The organism is Dermacoccus sp. NHGro5 (genome assembly GCF_017565385.1).
GTDB lineage: Bacteria > Actinomycetota > Actinomycetes > Actinomycetales > Dermatophilaceae > Dermacoccus > Dermacoccus nishinomiyaensis.
Window position 1 is genome coordinate 217,594 of sequence record NZ_JAGEKQ010000006.1, and the last position, 20,175, is coordinate 237,768.

Genomic DNA, 20,175 nt, shown 5'->3' on the forward strand with positions numbered 1-20,175 from the left:
CGCATTCAGGATCTATCGAGGCTCCATGAATTCTTTGCTCCGAGATGGAACCGGATCCGGGTCCAACGCATCAGGATGATGACACCGACAACCAGGAGGAAGCCATGAAGATCAGCCGAACCATCGTCCCGACGCTCGCACTGGCCTCGCTCACGCTTGCAGGATGCAGCACCGTCGAGAGCGGCGGCAGCTCATCGTCGGGCGCCGCTGTGCCGAGCAACCCCATGTCGTCGAGCCCCACGGCCGCCCAGTCGCAGGCCACGTCGGCTGCGCCCGAGACGTCGAGCGCCGCTGAATCGTCGCCCGAGTCGTCGCCCGCGACCTCGGAGACGAGCTCGTCAGCATCGACCGACTCGTCTTCGTCGCCCAGCTCGCAGGCAGCCAGTTCTGCAAAGGTGACGAAGAGCGACATCATCGGCTTCGCCTCGAGCCACGAGACGCGTTCGTGCCTCAGCAAGAACCTGGCTTACGTGTCGTCGGCTCAGTTCTGCAAGGAGGACGCGAGCAGCATCGACGCCTCGTACAAGGGCCAGCGGGTCTACTTCACGACAGCCGTGCAGTTCAAGTCCAGCGCGAAGTACAGCTATGAGATCTCGAACGGTTCACAGTCGAAGAAGGGCACGCTCGACTCCAAGGGCACCTCGAACGCTGACGGCCAGGCTGTCACGCTGACCGTCAAGGTACCGATGGAGCAGTCGGGCACCTACTCGATCAAGTTCCTCGAGAACGGCTCGCAGTTCGCTTCGGACTCGGTGAACGTCACCGTCAAGTGACGCGCTGACCGAGCATGCTGCCGGGCCCTCACCACACGCGTGGTGAGGGCCCGGCAGCATGCTCGGTGTGGCGCGACCTCAGCGTGGCTCGACGTCCGGTGTGGTTCGGCGGGGAACGCTCGAAGCGGTGGTCAGCTGAGACGCGGACGCAAGTTCAGCGCCTGCTGGACGAAGGCTCGCGCATCGTGGGGACTGTCGTTGAGTTTCCGCAGTTGCGCGGCAGTGACGTCATCGGGCCGCGCGGCGCGCACGCCGCGAGCCGTCAGATCGACGAGGGCGCGCTCAGCTGAGGAACCCGCGCACCACACGATCGGCGCACCGGCGTACGCAGCGACGTCGAGGGCCGCCGCGTAAGGCAGTCCGAACAGGGCCACCGCCGTCAGCTCACGCGCCAGCGCAACGGCGATCAGTTCACTGATCGCGTCGTCGAGGACGATGACGCCGGCCGGAGAGTCATGCTCGGCGTAGGCGCGTGCCGGCCATTCTTCGCGGGTGATCGCGTAGGAGTCGTGATCGCGCCAGGCGTTGGCGCCCGACGGGCCGTCGGCGAGCCACAACATGCGGCGGACGGTGCGTTCGCGTCTGAAACCGAGCGACCGCAGGACGCCCGCCGACGTCGCGTTGGCCGTGCGCACGTTCGCCTCGACGCGGTGCAGGCCCATGCCCGACGGGGTGGGGCGCAGAGCGATGTCGACGACGAGCGCGAGACCTTCGCGGAACAGCCCCCGCCCGACGTACGGGTCGAATGCGTTGTACCCCATCGTCGCGCTCATGAACCGCCCCTGCACGACGTTCGACACGTTGACGCAGCCGACGAGACCGGCCGTGTCGTGCGGGGCGCGCACGTCGTCATGGGCGCGGATGAGGAAGGTGCGGTGCTTCTCGGATTGCGCCGCGAGGTGGTGGACGAGATCGCCCGGATTGACGGGGTTCCATGAGCCGATGCGTGCCGCGGAGCGCGTCATCGCGCGTCGGTAGGGCTCGATGTCGGCTCGCCGGGCAACGCTGACGCTGACACGTTCGCCGTTGGCGTGGAGGAATTCGGCGCTGCTCATGCGTTCGGCCTCACTCGACGATGCGTCCGCGCAGGACGACGTGGCGCGGCGCGGCGAGGACGCGCACGTCGTCGCGCGGGTCAGCGTCGAGCATCACGATGTCGGCCGGCGCACCCTCCGTCAGGCGTTCGTGGCCGAGCCATTCGCGCGCGCCCCACGTCGCCGTCGCGAGTGCTTCGCTGTTGCTCATCCCGGCGTTCGTCATCTCGGCGACCTCGCTCGCGATGAGGCCGTGCGGCAGTTGACCGCCCGCGTCGGTGCCGGCGTAGATGCGGATGCCGGCGTCGCGGGCCGCGCCGATCGTGGTGTACCGGCGGGCGTGCAGGTCGCGCATGTGCGCCGCGTAGGCGGGAAACTTGGCCTCGCCGGCAGCGGCGAACGTCGGGAAGTTGTCGAGGTTGACGAGGGTCGGGACGATCGCGATGTCGCGCTCGGCGAACAGTGCGATGGATTCCTCGGTGAGGCCGCTCGCGTGCTCGATGCAGTCGACGCCGGCGTCCGCGAAGTCGAACAATGACTGCTCGCCGAAGCAGTGCGCGGTGACGCGCGCGCCCTCGGCGTGGGCGGCGTCGATGGCGGGTTTCAGTGCCTCTGCGGGCCAGCACGGGGTGAGGTCGCCGGCGTCGCGATCGATCCAGTCGCCGACGAGCTTGACCCAGCCGTCACCGCGGCGCGCCTCCTGCCGCACGTACGCGACGAGATCTTCGGGCTCGATCTCGTGGGCGTAGTTGCGGATGTAGCGCTTGGTGCGGGCGATGTGGCGGCCGGCGCGGACGATGCGGGGCAGGTCGTCACGTTCGTCGATCCAGTGCGTGTCGACGGGTGAGCCGCAGTCGCGCAGCAGGAGCGCGCCGGCCGCGCGGTCGGCGAGGGCATGCTCTTCGGCGCGTTCGGGCGGCACTCCCCCATGCGACTCGAGCCCGACGTGGCAGTGCGCGTCGACGAGCCCCGGCAGGAACCAGCCGTCGAGCTCGACGGCGTCGTCGAGGTTCGTCTCGGGACGCGCGTAGGTGATGCGTCCGTCGACGACCCAGGCCTCCCCCACCTCATCGTCAGGCCCGGCCAGGATGCAGCCGGTGAGGTGAAGCACATCGTCATTCATGAACCGACACTATCGCGCGACGTCGGCGCTGATCGCCCGAGAGGTCGTGCATGTTCGCGATACCGGTCGCACGAACCTGCACAACTCCTCCGGGCCGAAGGATGACCGACGCGGTTAGTCCTTGTCCGCCCCCGGGCCGAGGAACTTCTCGAAGCCCTTCGGCAGCTTCATGTTCGAGTAGTCGGGCTCGTCGTTCATCTGGCCGAAGGCGTTCTCCATCGCGGCCGCACGCGCCGCTTCGGCCTTGGCCGCTGCGGCCGCCTCTTCCTGCGCACGCTTGGCGGGGTTGCCGCTCTTGCCCTTCTTCTTCGGCTGGCTCTTCGCCTTCTTGCCACCGCCGCCACCAGGCATCGCACCCATGCCCGGCATGCCCGGCATGCCGCCGCCACGCTTCAGCTGACGCATCATCTTCTGCGCCTCGCCGAAACGCTGCAGCAACTGGTTGACCTCGGAGACCGAGACGCCCGAACCTCGCGCGATGCGCGCGCGTCGCGAACCGTTGATCTGCTTCGGGTGCGTGCGTTCGAACGGCGTCATCGAGCGCACGATGGCCTCGACACGGTCGAACTCGCGCTCGTCGAGCGAGTTGAGCTGGTCACGCATCTGACCCATGCCCGGCATCATGCCGAGCAGGCCCTTGATGTTGCCCATCTTCTTGATGGCCGACATCTGCTGGAGGAAGTCGTCGAACGTGAAATCCTCCTCGTCCATGAACTTGCGCGCCATCTCGGCGGCCTGGCGCTTGTCGAACGCGCGCTCCGCCTGCTCGATGAGCGTCAGCACGTCACCCATGTCGAGGATGCGGCTCGCCATGCGATCGGGGTGGAAGACCTCGATGTCCTTCACGCCCTCGCCCGTCGAGGCGAACATGATCGGGCGACCCGTCACCGAGGCCACCGAGAGGGCGGCACCACCGCGGGCGTCACCGTCGAGCTTCGACAGGACGACACCCGTGAAGTCGACGCCGTCCTGGAACGCGATCGCCGTCTCGATGGCGGCCTGACCGATCATCGCGTCGATGACGAAGAGCACCTCGTTCGGCTGGATCGCCTCACGGATGTCGGCGGCCTGCTGCATGAGGTTCTCGTCGACAGCGAGACGACCCGCGGTGTCGACAATGACGACGTCGTACTGGCGTACCTTCGCCTGTGCGACACCGGCCTGGGCAACCCAGACGGGGTCGCCGTGGCTGCGTGTGCCCTCGCCCGTCTCCGAGACCGCGTCGTGGCCACCCTCGTTGCCACGCTCGGGCGCAAACACCGGCACGCCCGCACGCTCACCGACGACCTCGAGCTGACGCACGGCGTTCGGACGCTGCAGGTCGGCGGCGACGAGCACCGGGAAGTGACCCTCGTCGCGCAGCCGACGCGCGAGCTTGCCCGCGAACGTCGTCTTACCGGAACCCTGCAGACCGGCGAGCATGATGACGGTCGGGCCCGTCTTCGCGTACTGGATCGACCGCGTCTGGCCGCCGAGGATCGCGACGAGCTCCTCGTTGACGATCTTGACGACCTGCTGGCCGGGGTTCAGCGCCTGGCTGACCTCCGCACCGAGCGCACGCTCACGCACCCCCCGCGTGAACTGCTTGACGACGGGCAGCGCGACGTCGGCATCGAGCAACGCCATCCGGATGTCACGGATGGTCGCGTTGATGTCTGACTCGGTGAGACGCCCCTTGCCCTTGAGGTTGGCGAAGGTCGCTGTCAGGCGGTCTGAGAGGCTATTGAACACCGGCCCAGATTACCCGCTCCCATGCGGCCCCGTCAGATCGACCGTGCAGTGGCGCCGATGCCGAGCCCGTCGCGTCGGCGTTCGTCGATGTCGACGCTCGGTCTCGGCGGGAATGCCCTCGAGGAACGACGCATCGTGGCGACTGTCCCCATCTGCGATGCTCGTCCACATGGGCGTAGATGCAGATGTAGACGAAAATCGCAGAGGGGGACGGGATTCGCGGATGGGGATGCAGATCGTCGATGGGGACGGGTGCCGGAGTTCCTCGAGGTAGCGGTTCGAGCGAAGAGATGCGTCAGCCGGCGGTGCCGACGGCGTCGAGCACGGCGCCAATGACGCGCGCCGCGTGCGGTGGCGCCAGCGGCGAGCCCTGCTCGTCCGTGACGTAGAAGGTGTCGGCGCTGCGTCCCGCATATGTCGCGATGTGCGCGGAGCGCACGGAGACCCGCTCGGCGGCGAATGCCGACCCCACGTCGAACAACAATCCGAGACGGTCGGCGGCGCGCACCTCGATGACGGTCGCGTGCTGCGATGCACCCGGGACGACGAACGCGGACGCCCGCGGCATCGTCGCGCGTGACGGCCCCGCGGCGGCGCGACGGCGCGCGTCCGCCTCGAGGGCACGCAGCGGCAGGCGCTCGCCCTCGCGCAACGTTCGCAGCGACCGCGCCAGGTCGCTCGTGCGCGGCACGTCGCCGTGCGGCACCTCGACGACCCACGTGTCGACGGCGAGGCCGTCGATCGTCCGCAGGTTCGCCGACCGCACGGACGTGCGTCGCAGCCCGAGCACGCCCGCCATGTCGGCGAAGAGGCCGAGCCGGTCGACGTCGACGATGCGGACGGTCACAACGCCGCTCACGCCCTCCAGCGGCTCGATCTCGACGACCACCTCCCCCGCCGCGACGCGTCCCCGCTCGTCCGCGCTCACGATGCCCGACGGGCTGCCAGCGTCGACCTGCGCCTGCACCCCGTCGCCTTCCGCGACCGAATCGGTCTCGCCCAGGGCCTGGGCTGACGCCGCGGGGGCGCGACTTGAGGGTCGCGAGACCGCAGGAAGAGAAACGGCGCGTCCGGTCGCCACGTCCTCGGACGGCCGCTGCTCGGCCGTCGCCCCGGGCGATGACCTGTCGGGGGACGAGGCACCCTCGAAGGTCGCGGCAGGTGCGGGCACGCCTGCGACCGTCTCCCCCGACGCGAAACGCCTGCGTGCTCGCGCGGCGAGGTCGCGCACGAGGCCGGCGCGCCACGTCGTCCATGCCTGTGGTCCCGCTGCTCGCGCGTCGGCCTCCGTCAGCGCGTCGAGCAGGTCGAGGCCTTCGGCGCTGCCGGCCGCCTCGCAGAGCATCCTGACGGTCGCAGGGTCGTCGGGGTCGCGTTTCGTCGCCAGATCGACGAGCGTGAGGTGTTCGCGCACGAGACGTTCGACGAGGTCGCAGTCGGCGCGATCGAAGCCCATGCGCTGGCAGATCGCGCGCGTGACGGGTGCGCCCTCCGCGCTGTGGTCACGCGCGCCTGCGACCTTGCCGATGTCGTGCAGCAGCGCGGCGACGAGGAGCAGGTCGGGCCGTGCCACGTGCTCGCGCAGGCCCGCCGCGATGACGACGGCCTCGATGCTGTGTCGGTCGACGGTGAACTGGTGGATCGCGTTTCGTTGCGGGCGCGAACGCACCGTCGACCACTCGGGCAGCCAGACGTCGACGATGCCGCTCAGATCGAGGCCCTCCCACACGTCGACGATGCCGGGCCCGCTCGCGAGGAACCCCACGAAACCCTCCCGGATCTCTCGCGGCCACGGGGCGGGCAGCGGCCCGCAGCTCGCGACGAGGTTCGCGAGGGTCGCCGGCCCGATGAGCGCACCCCGCGAGGCCGCCGCAGCGGCGGCGCGCAGCAACGTCAGGTGCCCGCCGTCGCGGCGCCCCGCGCCGAGGACGACCTCGCCGTCGTGCAGGTGCAACCCGTGCCCGAGCGACGTCAGCGACGGTCGGCGCGGCCCGACGCGCAACGCCCGGGCTCGCTGCGACTGGCCGGCCGCGCGCACGGCCGCGTCCGTCACGTACGTGATCGTGCGCGCCGCGTCGACGACGCGCGTCAGCAACTCGTCGCTGTCGGAGCACCCGAGCAGCGCCGCGACGGCGTCCTGATCCTGCAGGCTGAGCCGCTCCCGACCCCGCCCGGTGACGACGTGCAACGCGTCGCGCACGTCGAGCAATTGCGCTCGGGCGCGTTCTGCGCTGGCGCGGTGAGGGTCGGCGAGCCACGCCGTCGTCAGCGCGCCGACGAGGCTGAGGTCGCGCAGGCCTCCCCCGGATTCCTTGAGGTCCGGATCGAGCGTCGTCGCGATGTCACCGAAACGCGCGTGCCGCGCCCGCAACGACTCGACGACCTCCGGCAGCCGCTTGCGCGCGGCACCGCGCCAGTCGGCGGCGATCGCCTGGCGTACCCCGGCGACGAGGACGTCGTCACCGGCCACGGACGCGATGTCGAGCATGCCGACCGCAGCGGCGAGGTCTGCGGACGCGGCCTGGCGGCACTGCGCCAGCGTGCGCACGGAGTGATCGAAGCGCACCCCTGCATCCCACAACGGGTACCACAGGGCGCCCGCGAGCTCGGTGATGCGTTTCGAGCCGACGCTGCGCCCGTCGTGCAGGAGGACGAGATCGTAATCGCTCAACGGCCCCGCATCGCCCCGGGCCTGCGAGCCGACGACGGCGAGCGCCACACCGCTCTGACGCTCGGGCAGCCCCGTCGCCGCACACGCATCGCGCCAGGCCTGCGCCATGAAGGCATGGGCCGACGCCGCGAGCCGCTCCCGACGTGCGGGGCCCGCGCCGGGTTGCTCGAACTCGCGCGTGCGCGCGAGGTCGAGACGTGCGGCGTAGTGGGCGGAGACGGCGCTCATGGCTGCATCGTCCTCTCTGGGAGGGCTGGGCGGGGGTTCTGCGCCGTCGATGGCTGGGGTTGTGCGTCTACGGCGACTACGACGGCGTGGCGCGCGGCGCGGTGCGCCTCACGAAGCGGGACGGACGCCGACGAACGCCGGGCCGGCGATCCTCGCGTAGCGACGGCGTTCGTCAGGGTCTCGACCGAACCGGGGCGGCCGACCGTCACCGTCGGCACTCGGGCCACGAGGACTCGTACGCCACGTCGGCGAGGCTCACGTCGTCGAGGCTCACGTCCCAGGGGCGCTCAGACCGCGGCAGCGCCGGTCTCGCCGGTGCGCACGCGCACGATGTCGTCGACGGGAACGGTCCACACCTTGCCGTCACCGATGCGTCCCGTCTGAGCGGCACGCACGACGGCGTCGACGACGGCGGGCGCGTCGGCATCGTCGATGACGACCTCGATGCGCAGCTTCGGCACGAAGTCGACGCTGTACTCGGCGCCGCGGTAAACCTCGCTGTGGCCGCGCTGGCGGCCGTAGCCGCTGACCTCGCTCACCGTCATCCCGGCGATGCCAAAGGCCTCGAGGGCTTCCTTGACGTCGTCGAGCTTGAACGGCTTGATGATGGCGGTGACGAGTTTCATGCCTGCACTCCTCGCGGGTCGTTGTGTTCTGCGCCGGTGGTGCTGCCACCGAGGGGGCCGTGGCCGGACGGCAGTAGGCCGTGGCCGACGCGGGTACCGGAGGCGAACCCACCGAAATCGTAGGCGGATTCGGCGTGCTCGGCGGAGTCGATGCCCGCGAGCTCGTCGTCGTGGTCGATGCGCCAGCCCATCGTCGCCTTGAGGGCGAGACCGATGACGGCGGTGAGCACGCCCGTGAACGCGACGCAACCGAGCGCGATGACGATCTGCACGACCGTCTGCTCGTAGCCCTTGCCGTAGAGCAGGCCGTTCGTCGTCGACAGCAGGCCGGCGCCGATCGTGCCCCACAGGCCGGAGACGAGGTGGACGCCGACGACGTCGAGCGAGTCGTCCAGGTTGAACTTGAACTTCAGGCTGACGGCCAGGGCGCTGAGGATGCCGGCGACCGCGCCGAGAATGAGCGAGCCGACGGGGCTGAGCGCACCACAGGCGGGGGTGATCGCGACGAGACCGGCTACGACGCCGGAGGCGGCACCGATCGACGTCGCCTCACCGTCCTTGATCTTCTCGACCGCGAGCCAACCGATCATCGCCGCACACGTCGCGGCGGCCGTGTTGACCCACACGAGGGCCGCCGAACCGTCTGCGGCGAGCTCGGAACCCGCGTTGAACCCGAACCAGCCGAACCAGAGCAGACCGGCGCCGAGCATGGTCAGCGGCACGTTGTGGGGGCGCATGGGCACGCGGCCGAAACCGGCGCGGCGCCCGACGATGAGAGCGAGGACGAGGCCCGCCATGCCCGCGTTGATGTGCACGACGGTGCCGCCCGCGAAGTCGATCGGTGCGAACGTGGCCTTGCCGTCGGTCGAACCGAACATCGTCGCGGCGACGCCCTGGTCGGTGCCGCCGAGGAACCCGCCGCCCCACACCATGTGCGCGATCGGGAAGTACACGATCGTCGCCCAGATCGCGGAGAAGACGAGCCACGTCGAGAACTTCACACGGTCGGCGATGGCGCCGGAGATGAGCGCGACCGTCAGGCCCGCGAAGGTGAGCTGGAAGCCCACGAACGCGAGCTCGGGGATGTTTCCGTAGCCCTCGTACCCGAACGAGTTGAACACGTCGGCGACGTTGTGCAGACCGAACTTGTCACCCGGGTTCGCGATCAGCCCGGCGATGTCGTGGGTGCCGAACGACATCGAGTAGCCGTAGAGCACATAGATGATGCCGACGACGCCGAGGGCGCCGAACGACATCATCATCATGTTGAGCACCGACTTGGAGCGCGTCATCCCGCCGTAGAACAACGCCAGCGCGGGCGTCATCATGAGCACGAGCGATGCGCACACGAGGACGAATGCGGTGGCCGCATAGTCGAGTTTCGGGGCGGCCTCTGCCGCCAGAAGGTGTGCGTTCATGCTCAGTGATCCTGCCCTCGCCACGTTTCAGCATGCGGCTCGCGATGTTTCGCCTATGTTTCGGATGCGGCGCTGACGTGAAATCGCGGTCACATCCTGAGGGTATGCACGCCATGTGAGACGTTTCGTGTCGAAGCGTGGACGCACGAGCGCCCACCGGCCGTGACGGCGGGTGGGCGCTGCGGGGCTCGAGCCCGGCCTGCTCAGTCGAGCACGGCGTTGACGTAGGCCTCCGGGTCGAACGGCGCGAGGTCGTCGGGGCCCTCGCCGAGCCCGACGAGCTTGACGGGCACGCCGAGCTCACGCTGGACGTTGACGACGATGCCGCCCTTGGCGGTGCCGTCGAGCTTCGTCAGTACGACACCCGTGACGTCGACCGCCTGGCCGAACACCTCGGCCTGACGCATGCCGTTCTGGCCGGTCGTCGCGTCGAGGACGAGCAGCACCTCGTCGATGGGGCTGCGCTTCTCGATGACGCGCTTCATCTTGGCGAGCTCGTCCATGAGACCGACCTTGTTGTGCAGGCGCCCCGCGGTGTCGAGCAGCACGACGTCGCACTCGTTCTCCTGACCGGCCTTGACAGCGTCGAACGCGACGGCGGCCGGGTCGGCGCCCTCCTTCTCGGAGCGAACGGTGGGCACGCCGACGCGGGCGCCCCACGTCTCGAGCTGGTCGGCTGCGGCGGCACGGAACGTGTCGGCCGCGCCGAGGATGACGTCCTTGTCCTCGGCGACGAGAACGCGCGCGAGCTTGCCGACGGTCGTCGTCTTGCCCGTGCCGTTGACGCCGACGACGAGGACGACAGCGGGTCGATCGCCCACACGGCTCGCCGCGATGCGGCGATCCATGTCGGGGCCGACCTGCGCGAGCAGTTCCTCGTGCAACCAGCCGGAGACGGTTTCCTCGTCCGTGGCACCGTGCACGGCGATGCGGCGTTTGAGGTTGTCGACGATCTGCGTCGTCGCCTCGACACCCAGGTCGGCCTGCAGCAACGTGTCCTCGACGTCCTCCCACGCCTCGTCGTCGAGGCTGCCGCCGGACAGCATGGCGAGCAGGCCCTTGCCGAGCGCAGTGTTCGAGCGCGACAGTCGCTCACGCAGGCGAACCATGCGCCCACGGGCCGACTCGGGGCGCTCGAGCGCAGCCGGTTCGGGCGTGGGCGTCTCGTCGACGACGTCAGCGGGCTCGACGACCTCGGGGGCGGGCGCTTCATCGCGCGGTGCGTCGACGACGTCGGTCTGCGCGGGCTTCGCCGGGGCGGGCGCCGCCGACTTCGACGTGTCGATGCGCACACCCGAACTCGGCGTGTACTGCGTCTTCTTCGGTGGCGTGCGTGGAATCTCGACGGATTCCTCGCGCGCCGGAACCTTCGGAGCCTTGCGCGAACGGTCGCGGACGAAGGCCACGAGGCCCATGACGGCGGCGACGAGCGCTACGGCGACGACACCAAGAATTTCCCAGAGCTGATCCACGCCGCCATCATTGCAAACGGCACCGACAACCGCCCAACGAGGCGGCGACGGCACGCGTCAGCTGGGGATCAGGAGCGGCGGATCCGACCGCCGCGCTCGGGCGCGCGCTCGCCGTCCTTGGCCGTCGCGGCGCGCGGGGCGGCTGGCGCGTGCCCGACACGAAAGAGCTTCTCGCCACGCGTGGTGAGCACCGGACGGCCCGCCCGTCGCGCCGGCAGCGCGACGATGCCGACGACGAACGCCGCCAGAACGACGGTCAGCGTCATACCGAGCACGATCCAGAACACGAATCCTCCGAGGGGTGGGTGTGACGCGCGGATGGCACGTCGGGTGGGAGCGAGCGCATGAGGCCTGCTCCGCCACGATTGTCGCCGAACCGTCCTGACGGCGCCAGTCGACGCGCCTCAGGCGGCCCTCGCGTCGCACAACGGCCAGCGGCGCCGTCAGGACGCCTCGGCCGGCTCGGGTGCGACCCGCACGTCGGCGAGACGCTGTGAGACCACCGTCGTCACGCCGTCACCGCGCATCGTCACGCCGTAGAGGGCGTCGGCGACCTCCATCGTCCGCTTCTGGTGCGTGATGACGATGAGCTGGCTCGAGTCACGAAGCTCCTCGAACAGCGTGATGAGGCGACCGAGGTTCGCGTCGTCGAGGGCCGCCTCGACCTCGTCCATGATGTAGAACGGGCTCGGGCGCGCCTTGAAGATCGACACGAGCAGCGCAACGGCGACAAGGGAACGCTCGCCGCCGGACAGCAGCGACAACCGCTTGATGCGTTTGCCCGGCGGGCGCGCTTCGACATCGAGGCCCGTCGTCAGCATGTTCTCGGGGTCGGTCAGAACGAGCCGCCCTTCACCGCCGGGGAACAGGCGGGAGAAGACACCTTCGAACTCGCGCGCCACGTCGTGGAACGCCTCGGTGAAGACCTGCTCGACGCGCGCGTCGACCTCGCTGACGATGGACAGCAGGTCCTTCTTCGAGCCGCGCAGGTCGGCGAGCTGCTCGCTGAGGAACGTGTGCCGTTCCTCCAGGGCCGCGTACTCCTCGAGGGCCAGCGGATTGATCTTGCCGAGCTGCTTGAGGTCGCGTTCGGCCGTGCGTAGCCGCTTCTCCTCCAGGGCCCGCTCGAACGGGCGGCTCGCGACGGGCTCAGTACCGCTCGGGGGGCCGCCGTCTGCGTCGTCGCCCTCGCTCCCCTGCCCTGACGGAGCGCGTCCCGACGATGCCTGGGTGTCGGCTTTCTCGCCGGCCGTCATACCGGCGCCGGCCTCGAACAGCGGCACCGGCAGATGCGGCCCGAATTCTTCGACGAGGACGTCAGGGTCGATGCCGAGTTCCTCGACCGCCCTCGTCTCCAGCGCCTCGATGCGCAGCCGCTGCTGAGCGCGCGCCATCTCGTCGCGGTGGACGGAGTCGGTGACCTCGCGCAGTTGGTCGCTGCATTCCTGCAGGCGGACGCGGGCGGTGCGCAACGCCTCGTCCCGAGTCGCCTTGCTTGCCTGCTCGGCGTCACGCGCCCGGGTCACCTCATCGCGCGCGCGACGCACCTGCTCGCGTGCCAGTTCGGCGGTCCGTTCGACGGCCTGCGCCAGGGCTGTGGCCTCCCGACGTCGGACGCGGCGCGCCTGCGCCCGTTCGCGCGCGGCGACCTCCGAGCGTGCGGCGGCCTCGAGGGATTCAGCGCGCCCAGCGATCGCGCGGACTCTTTCCTGAAGCGTGCGAAGCGTCAGACGTTGCTCGGTCTCCTGCTCGCGCGCCGTCGCGGCGAGCGTCGCCAGACGGTCTCGTTCGGCGACGGACGGTTCGCTCTCACCCGGTTCGGCCTGCGCCTCGTCGAGACGCATCTCGAGTTCCATGAGCTCTTCACGGTTCGCATCGAGCGCGACGCTCGCCTGCTCGATCGAGTCGTTGATGCGGTCACGCTCGTGGGAGGCCGCGGCGATCGCCTGATGGTGACGCGCGAGCGCCGCCATGAGTTCCTCGATGCGCGCGTCGTTCTCGGCGAGCGCCGCCGCAGCATCGTCCGCGGCGTCCTGCGCGGCCGCGAGTGGCTGCGTCAGGGCTTCCAGGGCGTTTTCCGCGTTCTGCTCGGCGTCGGCTGCGATCTCCGCGTCCCGGACGGCCTGCTCATGCGCCGCGCGCACCTCGAGGCGGGAGCGCCCAGGGCGGCCCCCACCACGCACCGCGGTGGGTTCGTAGACGTCCCCGTCGAGGGTGACGGCCCGCGCACCGGCGTGGACGAGCGCGAGCGCGCCGTCGGCGTCGGGAACGATCGCGAGTCGGTCGACGAGGACGTCGAACGCGCTCTGCATCGTCGCCGGTACGCTCGCGACGTCGCGCACCCAGACGCCACCCTCGGGAAGGGTCGGCCAGTCGTGGGTCGTGACGTCGTGCGGCGCGTCTCCCGCGACGAGGAGAGCGACGCGGCCGCCGTCCTGCGCTCGCAGGGCGGCCAACAGAGCTGCGGCGTCGGTGTGGGAGTCGACGAGCAGGGCCTCGGCAGCCCACCCCAGAGCGAGCGAGACGCCGGCTTCGTGACCTGGCTCCACCTCGAGGCGGCTGACGACGTCGCCGAGCACGCCCGGCGCTTCGGCGGGGAGGTTCTCGAGCCCCGCCGTGTCGGAACCGAGCGTCTCATCGAGCGCCTGCGCGCGTGCGGCTGAGGCGCTGCGGCGTTGGGCTGAAGTATTGCGTTCGTCGCGCAGCACGCGACGACGTTCGAGCAGGGCAGCGTGATCAGCCCTCAGCTTCTCCGCAGCATCATTGAGCGCCGCTTCGGCGGCTTCCGCGTCGCGCAGCGCCTCCTCGAGAGGCGCCAGCTCCTCCTGGGCCTGGGCCACTCGCGTCGCGGACTCCCCGATGCTGGCGCGCAACCGCGCGAGTTCGGCCTCGCCTGCTTCCACGCGTGAACGCCGAACCTCGACTTGACCGTGAAGCTTGGCCAGACCCTCGCGTCGATCTGCGGCTGCCCGCGCGATCCGCACGAGTCGCTGCTGTTCGACCTGATGTTCACGTTCAGCCTTCTCGCGCACCTCGACGGCGGCGTCGAGCGCCTCCTGGGCTCGCTCGACCTCGGCCTGCAGCTCCAGCTCTTCCCCCCGGACCCGTTCGGCCTGACGCCGCAGCTGCTCGGGATCCCGGCCCGAACCGGGCGTCTCGTCCTGCGCCGCCGTCAGCGAGGTGGCTCGTTCCGCGGCGAGTCGGCGCGTCGAATCGAGTTTCTCCTCCAGTGACAACAGCGCGTACCACTGCGACTGCAGCCGTTCGAGCACCGGAGCGCGGGCTGCGATCTCGGCCTCGATCTCCTCGACGCCGGCCTTCGCGGCGCGCACCGCGTCGTCGAGTTCGGCGCGACGCCGCACCATCGCTTGTTCGTCCGCGACGTCGGCCTCGAGCCGCGCCCGCTGCTGGACGAGGTCGTCGGCGAGCAGCCGCAGCCGTGCGTCACGCACCGTCATCTGGATGGCTTGCGCCCGACGCGCCGTCTCGGCCTGGCGTCCCAGCGGCCCGAGTTGGCGGCGAACCTCGGCCGTCAGGTCGGCGACGCGCGTGAGGTTGGCCTCCATGCCGTCGAGCTTGCGCAGCGCCTTCTCCTTGCGACGGCGGTGCTTGAGCACGCCGGCCGCTTCTTCGATGAACCCGCGACGTTCCTCGGGCGTCGCGCGCAGCACCGCGTCGAGCTGGCCCTGGCCGACGATGACGTGCATCTCCTTGCCGATGCCCGAGTCGCTCAGCAGCTCCTGGATGTCGAGCAGTCGGCACGGCGTGCGGTTGATCGCGTATTCGGAGCCGCCGCCGCGGAACATTGTGCGGCTGATCGTCACCTCGGTGTAGTCGATCGGCAGTGCGCCGTCGGAGTTGTCGATCGTCATCGTCACCTCGGCGCGCCCGAGCGGCCGGCGCCCGGAGGTGCCGGCGAAGATGACGTCGTCCATCTTGCCGCCGCGCAGGCTGCGAGCACTGCCCTCGCCCATGACCCAGGCGAGCGCGTCGACGACGTTGCTCTTGCCGGAACCGTTCGGACCGACGATGCAGGTGATACCCGGTTCGAGGACGAGGTTCGTCGCCGACGCGAACGACTTGAACCCCTTGAGGGTCAGCGACTTGACGTACACGGCGCGCGGTTCAGGCGGTCGGCTGCGGCGCGCCGGCGGCGGCCGTGTCGCGCGCCGTGAGGACGAGCGGGCCCTCGGCGGTGATCGCGACGGTGTGCTCGGAGTGCGCGCCACGGGAACCGTCGACGCTGCGCAGCGTCCACCCGTCCCGGTCCTGGATGATCTGGTCGGTGCCCGCCATGAGCCAGGGCTCGATCGCGATGACGAGGCCAGGCTTGAGCTTGAGGCCGCGGCCTGCACGACCGTCGTTGGGCACGTGCGGTTCGCCGTGCATCGTGCGGCCGACGCCGTGGCCGCCGAACTGCGTGTTGACGCGGTATCCGGCGCCTGCGCAGACGTCGGCGATGGCGGCCGAGATATCGCCGAGCTTGTTGCCGGGCTGCGCGGCCGCAATCCCTGCGGCGAGGGCTCGCTCGGTCGTGTCGATGAGGCGCAGGTCGGCCTCGCGCGGCGTGCCGACGACGAAGGAGATCGCCGAGTCGCTCACCCAGCCGTCGAGTGATGCGGCGAAGTCGACGCTGAGCAGGTCGCCGTCCTTCAGGGCGTAGTCGTGCGGCAGGCCGTGCAGGACGGCGTCGTTGACGCTCGTGCACAGCACTTTGCCGAACGCGCTCGCGCCGAAGCTCGGGTGGTAGTCGATGTAGCACGACTCCGCACCGGCGTCGGTGATCATGCGGTGCGCCAGGGCGTCGAGTTCGAGCAGGTTGACGCCGACGTCGGCGGCCTCGCACAGGGCGGTCAGGACGGATGCGACGAACGCCCCGGCGGGCTTCATCTCGTCGATCTCTCGGGGCGTACGCAGTTCGATCACCCGACTACGGTAGTGCAGCCCGCGCCCGGACGCCGTCGAGCCTCGCGAAGCGTCAGCGGTAGATCGTGTCGCGACGGCCTGTCGCGACGACGAGGATGACGACTGCATTCGTCACGGTTGCCGCCTTGTCGGTCGAGGTGGCCGGATGAACGTGGGGATCGGCCATTCGGGATCGATTCCTCGCGCGGCACGAACCGGCTTGGCCCAGTCGTCCGGGTCGCACATCTGTCATGCCACTTCGTCCGTCGCGATCTTGGCAAGCAGGCGGCGAACGACCGATCTCATGGATCTCGACAGGGCGACCTCCTGCCGATCGGTGCAGACGAGCAACGTCACTGCGTCCTGCAGATGACGCTCGCGGCTCGCTCCGGGAAGGAACTTAGCCCAGCTCTTGAGTGCCAGAGCGGCGGGAAGATCCGGCAGACGAATCCGCGTGCCGGTGGGGATGGTGTAGCCAGTGGTTCGCTTCATGGCCGAAGCTGAAACCGGAACCTCCACCACTCGCCTCCCCCGGTAGACCGGTGGGCGACTCACACGGCCTGCAACCATGAGGTCGATCACCGCACCGTAAGCACGAGCGAACCGATGGACAGGTGCGCGAACGTCGAGGGGCTCCTGGAGATCGAAGCCGATGCTCTGAACGGCCCGCGCGGCTTCGCCGTACGAAGAAACCCTGATCTCCACCACGAGGTCCGCGTCGTGCGTGGGCCGGGCGTGTGCAACCCCGGCCTCTCTGGCATGGCAGTGCACCATGAGACCGCCGATCAGCACCCACCGCTCCCGGGGCATCGCTGCAGCTACGGCTTCGAGCGTGTCGAAGGAGTCACAGAGCACGAGCACACTGCTCGATCGCCTGGTCGGCGGCGGCGCTCACGCGAGCGTCCCCGAGCAGATACGTGTCGATGAGTGTGCGTGCGATGCGATCATCGCGCACGGGTCGTTCGACCACCCCGACTTTCCCGTTCGCGTCCACGCACACATCTGTGGCGTACTCGAATTCATCGAGATCGACGACGCGACCGAAGCGCAGCCAGCTCCCCTTTCCGACGATACCGAGCTGATGAAGGTCAGCACGACTCGGGCCGATCGGGCCGATCGGGTCGATGTCCAGGGGGCCGTCGGACCGATACCTCGCCCACGATCCGAGTCCCCCACTCGCATGGGCGATCTGACGCACGCCATCCGGCGGAGCCGAGCCTTCAATCGTGACCTCTCGGATCCTCGGAGCTCAGCGGTAGCGCCCGACGTGAGAAGGTCGAGCGCCGCATTTCGACCCGCCTCGTTCCACATGCGTCCCCGTGCGACGACGTCGTCCTGCGCGATCCCGTCGCGTCGGACGACGACATCATCGCCGGCTTCCGCAACGACCCCGCAGTCACACGATGGTTGATCGTGCCCGAGGAAAGCCCGCAGGACTGCGACGCCGCTGAATGGGGGTCGCGGCGAGCGAGTCGGACTTCTCGCGCATCGGGGAGGTCGCCGGCATCGGAGCGCATGCGGCGATCGACCCGCTGTTCAGGAACGGTCCATCGTCCGGGGCGGCTTCTGGCACGTCGGGCAGAAGTGCGACGAGCGGTTCATGAACTGCTCCCTGACGATCAGCGTGCCGCAGCGGCGGCACGGCTTGCCCTGCTGGCCGTAGGCGTCGAGAGAGCGATCGAAGTAGCCGCTCGCACCGTTGACGTTGACGTAGAGCGCGTCGAAGCTGGTGCCGCCATGATCGAGCGCAGAACGCATGACGTCCTGCGCCGCCGTGAGCACGCCGATGAGCTGCGTCTTCGTCAGCATGCGTCCCGGGCGTCGGCCGTGCACCTTCGCGCGCCACAGCGCCTCGTCGGCGTAGATGTTGCCGATACCGCTGACGATGCCCTGATCGAGCAGCATCCGCTTGATCGCGACATCCTTGCTGCGCATGAGCCGCGCGACGGCGCCCGCGTCGAACGCCTCCTCGAGCGGGTCAGGCGCGATGTGCGCGATCGACGCGGGCACCTCGCGCCCGTGCGCCACCGTCAGGTCGTCGAGGAACAACCCGCCGAACGTCCGTTGGTCGACGAAGCGCATCTGCTGGGCCGACCGTTCCGAGCGCGGCCTCTCCGATGCGTCAGTCACCCCCGGCGCATCCACCGCCTCACCCGAGCCAGCGCGCTCCCCCGACCTCCTGGGCGGACAGGTCGAACACCGCATGCGCATGCTTCTCCAGCGGCGAGTCGGCGCTCTCGACGAGCACCTGTCCACTCATGCCGAGGTGAATGACGAGGGCGTCGTCGGCCACCGCACCCTCGCGCCGGTCCAGCGGCACCGTCGCGTCCGCCGAGCCATCAGAACCGGGACCGGCGTCTTCGAACGTCACCCACAGGTACTTGCCGCGCCGTTGGGCCGACGCTACCCGTCGTCCGAGCAATGCGTCGGCCAGATGCTGCGGCCCCGGCAGGTGACGGCGTGCGACGCGCGAGCCCGTCACCCGGGACGAGACGAAGGCCCGGCCGACCACGTGGTCGTCCAGGCCTCGTCGTACGACTTCCACCTCGGGAAGCTCAGGCATGCGCACCGTCCGTGACGGCGACCGCGTCCGCCTCGTCGCATACGACGTCACCGCCGGCCGAACCGGCGTTCTTCGCCGCTTCGTCGCGCAGGCTCACCCACGCGTTCTCGGCGGCGATCATCTCGGCCGACTTCTTGTTGCGCCCCGTGCCGACGCCGAGGGTGCGCCCGTCGACGACGACGGTCGCGGTGAAGACCTTGTCGTGATCCGGCCCTTCACCCTCGACGACGTACGTCGGCGCACCGAGGCCGGCCGCAGCGGTGGCCTCCTGCAGCGACGTCTTCCAGTCGAGCGCGGCCCCCATCGTCGACGATCGGTTCATCAACGGATCGATGAGGTGGTGGACGATGCGACGCCCCGCCTCGATGCCGCCCGAGAGGAACACCGTGCCGATGACGGCCTCCGTCGTGTCGGCGAGGATCGAATCCTTGTCGCGCCCACCCGTGGCGAGCTCGCCACGCCCGAGCAGCAGGTACTCCCCCAGCTCGAGACCGCGCGCGACCTCAGCGAGGGCCCTCGAGTTGACGACCGCCGCCCGCTGCTTCGCGAGGTGCCCCTCCGGCGCGTCGGGCTGATCCGTGTACAGCGTCTCGGTGACGACGAGGCCCAGCACGGCGTCGCCGAGGAACTCCTGGCGCTCGTTGTGCGGAATGCCGCCGTTCTCGTACGCGAACGAACGGTGGGTCAGGGCACGACGAAGCAGCGACTCGTCGACGTCCACACCCGAAACCTCAGAGAGGATCCGGACGAGGTCGCCGACGGGCCGCTGCGACACGTCAGCAGCTGACCGCTTCGAAGACTTCTTGCCCACGGTCTGCGATCGGCCGATCAGGCCTGGTGCTCGGTGCGCTCCGCTGCACCGTAGTGGCGGCCGTTGTACGTACCGCACGCCGGGCACGCCATGTGCGACTGCTTGTTGGCACCACACGCGGGGCACGCCTGCACGGCGACGGGCGTCGCCTTCCAGTTGGCTCGGCGCGAGCGGGTGTTGGCGCGGGACATCTTCCGCTTCGGGACAGCCACGTCAGTTCCTCTTCTCGTCTTCTGCCGATCCAGCCTCGGTCAGGTTGACCAGGGCCGACCAGCGGGGGTCGATAGCTTCGTGATGGTGATCGGGGTCGTCGTCGAGTCGTGCACCGCATTCGGAGCACAACCCGAGGCAGTCCTCGTGACACACCGGTTGGAACGGCAGGGTGGGCACCACAGCGTCCCGCAGCACGGGCTCGAGGTCGGCGTCGTCGCCATCGAGCTCGTGCAGTTCGTCCTCATCATCGCCGCCTGCCACCTCGCGGTGGTGCGCAGCACGATCGGCGTAGACGAACAGCTCCTGAAAGTGGACGTCGACCGGGTAGGTCACGTCCTCCAGGCACCGCACGCACGCGCCGGTTGCCGTCGCCTCGACCTCACCGGTGATGAGGACTCCTTCCATCACCGATTCGAGACGCAGGTCGAGCCCGACGGGCTGACCCTCCTCGATGCCGATGACGTCGGTACCGAAATCTGCCGGAGCCTCGACGTCGCGGTGGAGGCGCAGCGAATTTCCGGGTCGACGACCGAGCTCCCTGGTGTCGAGCACCAGCGGGCGGCGGGAATCAGCCTGGGTCATTACCTTGCACTCTTCGTCGGTCGAG

At 69.6% G+C, this 20,175-nt stretch carries 16 protein-coding genes and 1 pseudogene; 1 reads left to right on the forward strand and 16 read right to left on the reverse strand.

Annotated elements, in window-relative coordinates; translation table 11 throughout:
* Positions 1-70: 70 nt before the first annotated feature.
* A complete protein-coding gene (locus J4Z35_RS03655; RefSeq protein WP_208065350.1) occupies positions 71-412 on the reverse strand; it encodes a hypothetical protein in 342 nt (113 codons plus the stop codon).
* Here J4Z35_RS03655 and J4Z35_RS03660 point away from each other — a divergent pair.
* The gene (locus J4Z35_RS03660; RefSeq protein WP_038568827.1) at positions 396-773 is read left to right on the forward strand and encodes a hypothetical protein; all 378 of its coding nucleotides are present in this window, start codon (positions 396-398) and stop codon (positions 771-773) included. The genes J4Z35_RS03655 and J4Z35_RS03660 overlap by 17 nt on opposite strands.
* A 131-nt stretch (positions 774-904) precedes the next feature.
* Here J4Z35_RS03660 and J4Z35_RS03665 read toward each other — a convergent pair whose 3' ends face one another.
* The 15 genes and pseudogenes from J4Z35_RS03665 to J4Z35_RS03740 all read right to left on the reverse strand — a co-directional run bounded on the left by J4Z35_RS03665 (position 905) and on the right by J4Z35_RS03740 (position 20,150).
* Positions 905-1,828, reverse strand: coding sequence for a GNAT family N-acetyltransferase (locus tag J4Z35_RS03665; protein ID WP_074039810.1), 924 nt, complete (start codon positions 1,826-1,828; stop codon positions 905-907).
* Positions 1,829-1,838: 10 nt separating this feature from the next.
* Positions 1,839-2,930 (reverse strand): amidohydrolase family protein, encoded by a 1,092-nt coding sequence (locus J4Z35_RS03670; RefSeq protein ID WP_062256681.1) that lies wholly within the window; start codon positions 2,928-2,930, stop codon positions 1,839-1,841.
* A gap of 114 nt (positions 2,931-3,044) precedes the next feature.
* Complete coding sequence (gene ffh / locus J4Z35_RS03675) at positions 3,045-4,661, reverse strand: signal recognition particle protein (protein WP_006944856.1); 1,617 nt, start codon at positions 4,659-4,661, stop codon at positions 3,045-3,047.
* 295 nt (positions 4,662-4,956) lie between these two features.
* The gene (locus J4Z35_RS03680; RefSeq protein ID WP_074039809.1) at positions 4,957-7,560 is read right to left on the reverse strand and encodes an ACT domain-containing protein; all 2,604 of its coding nucleotides are present in this window, start codon (positions 7,558-7,560) and stop codon (positions 4,957-4,959) included.
* Positions 7,561-7,847: 287 nt separating this feature from the next.
* Positions 7,848-8,186 (reverse strand): P-II family nitrogen regulator, encoded by a 339-nt coding sequence (locus J4Z35_RS03685; protein WP_006943278.1) that lies wholly within the window; start codon positions 8,184-8,186, stop codon positions 7,848-7,850.
* On the reverse strand, positions 8,183-9,604 hold the full coding sequence (locus tag J4Z35_RS03690; RefSeq protein ID WP_074041203.1) for an ammonium transporter: 1,422 nt from the start codon (positions 9,602-9,604) through the stop codon (positions 8,183-8,185). The genes J4Z35_RS03685 and J4Z35_RS03690 overlap by 4 nt, the downstream gene beginning before the upstream one ends.
* A 203-nt stretch (positions 9,605-9,807) precedes the next feature.
* Positions 9,808-11,076, reverse strand: coding sequence for a signal recognition particle-docking protein FtsY (gene ftsY, locus J4Z35_RS03695; protein WP_074041202.1), 1,269 nt, complete (start codon positions 11,074-11,076; stop codon positions 9,808-9,810).
* A gap of 68 nt (positions 11,077-11,144) precedes the next feature.
* Positions 11,145-11,342, reverse strand: coding sequence for a hypothetical protein (locus J4Z35_RS03700; protein ID WP_143181306.1), 198 nt, complete (start codon positions 11,340-11,342; stop codon positions 11,145-11,147).
* Positions 11,343-11,519: 177 nt separating this feature from the next.
* The gene (smc, locus tag J4Z35_RS03705) at positions 11,520-15,191 is read right to left on the reverse strand and encodes a chromosome segregation protein SMC (RefSeq protein WP_074041200.1); all 3,672 of its coding nucleotides are present in this window, start codon (positions 15,189-15,191) and stop codon (positions 11,520-11,522) included.
* Between the two features lie 10 nt (positions 15,192-15,201).
* Positions 15,202-16,002 (reverse strand): type I methionyl aminopeptidase, encoded by an 801-nt coding sequence (gene map / locus J4Z35_RS03710; protein WP_006943281.1) that lies wholly within the window; start codon positions 16,000-16,002, stop codon positions 15,202-15,204.
* A 228-nt stretch (positions 16,003-16,230) separates the two neighbouring features.
* Entirely contained in the window at positions 16,231-16,836 is a 606-nt protein-coding gene (locus tag J4Z35_RS03715) for a hypothetical protein (protein ID WP_143181305.1), read from the reverse strand.
* A gap of 681 nt (positions 16,837-17,517) precedes the next feature.
* Positions 17,518-18,544 (reverse strand): annotated as a pseudogene (mutM, locus tag J4Z35_RS03720) (bifunctional DNA-formamidopyrimidine glycosylase/DNA-(apurinic or apyrimidinic site) lyase).
* Complete coding sequence (gene rnc / locus J4Z35_RS03730) at positions 18,537-19,319, reverse strand: ribonuclease III (protein ID WP_239303572.1); 783 nt, start codon at positions 19,317-19,319, stop codon at positions 18,537-18,539. The pseudogene mutM and the gene rnc overlap by 8 nt, the downstream one beginning before the upstream one ends.
* A 53-nt stretch (positions 19,320-19,372) precedes the next feature.
* Positions 19,373-19,567, reverse strand: a complete 195-nt coding sequence (gene rpmF, locus J4Z35_RS03735; RefSeq protein ID WP_006943268.1) for a 50S ribosomal protein L32 — start codon at positions 19,565-19,567, stop codon at positions 19,373-19,375.
* Position 19,568: 1 nt separating this feature from the next.
* The gene (locus J4Z35_RS03740) at positions 19,569-20,150 is read right to left on the reverse strand and encodes a YceD family protein (protein WP_006943286.1); all 582 of its coding nucleotides are present in this window, start codon (positions 20,148-20,150) and stop codon (positions 19,569-19,571) included.
* Positions 20,151-20,175: the final 25 nt, after the last annotated feature.